At 60.0% G+C, this 2712-nt stretch carries 4 protein-coding genes; 1 reads left to right on the plus strand and 3 read right to left on the minus strand.

Going from position 1 to position 2712, the window contains the following annotated elements; translation table 11 throughout:
• Positions 1–229, minus strand: a 229-nt coding sequence (locus Q0341_RS09415) for an FAD-dependent oxidoreductase (protein ID WP_299512478.1), incomplete at its 3' end; no start/stop codon positions are given.
• 195 nt (positions 230–424) lie between these two features.
• Here Q0341_RS09415 and Q0341_RS09420 point away from each other — a divergent pair.
• Positions 425–1186: an SDR family oxidoreductase gene (locus Q0341_RS09420; protein ID WP_299512480.1), complete on the plus strand. Its 762-nt coding sequence runs from the start codon at positions 425–427 to the stop codon at positions 1184–1186.
• A 351-nt stretch (positions 1187–1537) separates the two neighbouring features.
• Here the strand turns inward: Q0341_RS09420 and Q0341_RS09425 are convergent, their stop codons facing one another.
• Complete coding sequence (locus tag Q0341_RS09425; RefSeq protein ID WP_299512483.1) at positions 1538–2119, minus strand: Fe-Mn family superoxide dismutase; 582 nt, start codon at positions 2117–2119, stop codon at positions 1538–1540.
• A gap of 181 nt (positions 2120–2300) precedes the next feature.
• On the minus strand, positions 2301–2712 hold a 412-nt coding region (locus Q0341_RS09430; RefSeq protein ID WP_299512486.1), incomplete at its 5' end, for an exodeoxyribonuclease VII large subunit.

A 2712-nucleotide genomic window follows, 5' to 3' on the forward strand; every position in this document is an offset into this window, starting at 1 on the left:
AATAGGCATAAAGCATCTGCTTGCCTTGCACGCACAGCCGCGCTTTGAGCGAGCCAGCGGGGTAATAAATGCCCGCGTGGATGACCTCGCTGTTGCGCGAGCTGGTCCCCGTGCCGATGGCATTCTCAGATTCGAGCACCAACACCTCGCGGCCCGACAACGCCAGCGCCCGCCCCACAGCCAAGCCGATCACACCGGCCCCAATCACGACAGCATCAACTTGTTCCATGAGCAGCATTGTGGCTCAGGCTTTGGTGTTTTGTGGATCTGTGCCCTCGCCACGATGGGGTTTACGCAGACCACAAGCCATCGCCCCGAGGGCGGTCACCCAAAATTCATTAGGCCCCCAAGGGTAACACCCGCAAGACAGACAAGGACCCAGCGCCCGGGCAGACTGCCCAGCATTCAACAAGGAGACCGTTTCATGTCGCTGTTCAATCTCAAAGGCAAAGTTGCCGTCGTCACCGGTTCCAGCCGAGGCATTGGCCGATCCATTGCGCACCAATTGGCCCAGCAAGGTGCCAAAGTCGTGGTCTCCAGCCGCAAACAAGACGCTTGCGAGGTGGTCGTCAAAGAGATACAGGCCGCAGGCGGTGAGGCCATGGCCATTGCGGCCAGCATCTCCAGCAAGGAGCAGCTGCAAAACCTGATCGCGCAAACCCGCCAGACCTGGGGGGTGATCGATATTTTGGTGTGCAACGCGGCCACCAACCCCTATTACGGTCCGGCCACGGGCATGAGCGACGAGGTGTTTGACAAGGTGATGCGCAACAACGTGCTGTCGAATGCCTGGTTGTGCAACCTGGTGTACCCCGGCATGAAGGCCCAACAAGACGGGGCCATCGTGATCGTGTCGTCCATTGGCGGACTTCACGGCTCCTCGGTCATTGGGGCTTACAACTTGTCCAAGGCTGCCGACATGCAGCTGGCGCGCAACTTGGCGGTGGAATGGGGTCCGGACAACATCCGCGTGAACTGCATCGCCCCGGGCTTGATCAAGACCGACTTTGCCAAGGCGCTGCACGAAGACCCGGTGCTGAGCGCCAAGTACAACAACGAGACGCCTCTGCGCCGCATGGGTGAGCCGGACGACATTGGCGGCATTGCGGTGTTTTTGGCGAGCCCAGCGGGGCGCTATGTGACCGGCCAGACTGTGGTGGCCGATGGCGGGATGATGATTCGCTGATTCGCTGATCAGCTTGTTTTGCGAGGTCCGCTGAGAACGGGGTGGGGCCGGGCGCCTCATGCTGGGGTACCAGAAATCGGCGCCCGGCCCCACCCCACTCTCAGCTCAGTGGCGCTGCTGTTCACTGTAGGTCGGCGCCTTCAGGTCCGACATCCCACTGCTGATCGAAAAAATGAAAAAAACCCGCGCTGCGGGGCTTTGTGATCGGCGCCAGGCACTACCCCACTCTCAGCTCAGTGGTGCTGCTGTTCATTGTAGGTCGGCGCCTTTAGGTCCGACATCCCACTGCTGATCGACAAAAATGCAAAAAGCCCCGCGCTGCGGGGCTTTTTGACTTGAAGGCTGACGCGATCAGCCGAAATTCTTCTCAGCGAAGGACCAGTTCACCAACTTGTCGAGGAAAGTCTCAACGAACTTGGGGCGCATGTTGCGGTAGTCGATGTAGTAAGCGTGTTCCCACACGTCCACAGTCAACAAGGCGGTGTCGCCCGTGGTCAGTGGGGTGCCAGCAGCGCCCATGTTGACGATGTCGACCGAGCCGTCGGCTTTCTTCACAAGCCATGTCCAGCCGGAGCCAAAGTTGCCAACTGCGCTCTTAACGAAGGCTTCTTTGAAAGCGGCGTAGCTGCCGAACTTGGCGTTGATGGCCGTGGCCAATGCGCCTGTGGGCTCGCCGCCGCCTTGGGGCTTCATGCAGTTCCAGAAGAAGGTGTGGTTCCAGATCTGGGCAGAGTTGTTGTAAACACCACCGCTGGACTTCTTGATGATGTCTTCGAGGGCCATGCCTTCGAACTCGGTGCCTTTTTGCAGGTTGTTCAGGTTCACAACATATGCGTTGTGGTGCTTGCCGTGGTGAAACTCCAGGGTTTCCTGGCTGTAGTGAGGGGCCAAAGCGTCGATCGCATAAGGCAGTGCGGGCAAGGTGTGTTCCATGAGGATGTCCTTTGGTTGTTGCGGGTTGAGGGTTTAGCCATGCATTTTAGGCGCAGCATGATCGCCCCTCGAAATCACAGGTCAGAGTCACCGCTGAATTCGTGTCCTAATGCTCAATCGGCACTTTGGGAAGATTCCTTGCAGGTCAGGACCGCACCCGTAACCGTACCCACAAATGCCATCAGCGCGAGACCGTCAACGGCACATCCCCATCGGCCAAGGTCGCCCGAACCGCCTGGCCCGGTTGAAACTGAGCGGCATGGGTCAGGGCCTGTCCTTGGTCATCGCTGAGCCAGGCATACCCGCGCTCCAGCACTCGCCGCGGGTCCACCGACGACAAACGCAAAGCCGCACGCGCCAAACGCTGGCCACTTTGTGCCACCTGCTGGCCCTGACTGAAACCCAGACGGTCATCAAGGCGCTCCAAACGATGCGCGCTGTTGGCCAAATCGCGCTGAACCCCCGCTTGCAGGCGGTGCGCCAACGGGTCCAGCCACTGATGGTGCTGCCCCAGCAAGGCTTGTGGGCGGCTCAAACGGGCGGCAATGGTGCTCAGGCGCTGGGCCTGGCGGTCTTGTTGGCGCGTCAGCCCC

Origin of the sequence: uncultured Limnohabitans sp., assembly GCF_937889215.1 — a bacterium.
Lineage (GTDB): Bacteria > Pseudomonadota > Gammaproteobacteria > Burkholderiales > Burkholderiaceae_C > Limnohabitans_A.

Coding starts and splice junctions, on each gene's coding strand:
- Q0341_RS09420 (WP_299512480.1), top strand. CDS start 425: ATGTCGCTGTTCAATCTCAAAGGCAAAGTTGCCGTCGTCACCGGTTCC.
- Q0341_RS09425 (WP_299512483.1), bottom strand. CDS start 2,119: ATGGAACACACCTTGCCCGCACTGCCTTATGCGATCGACGCTTTGGCC.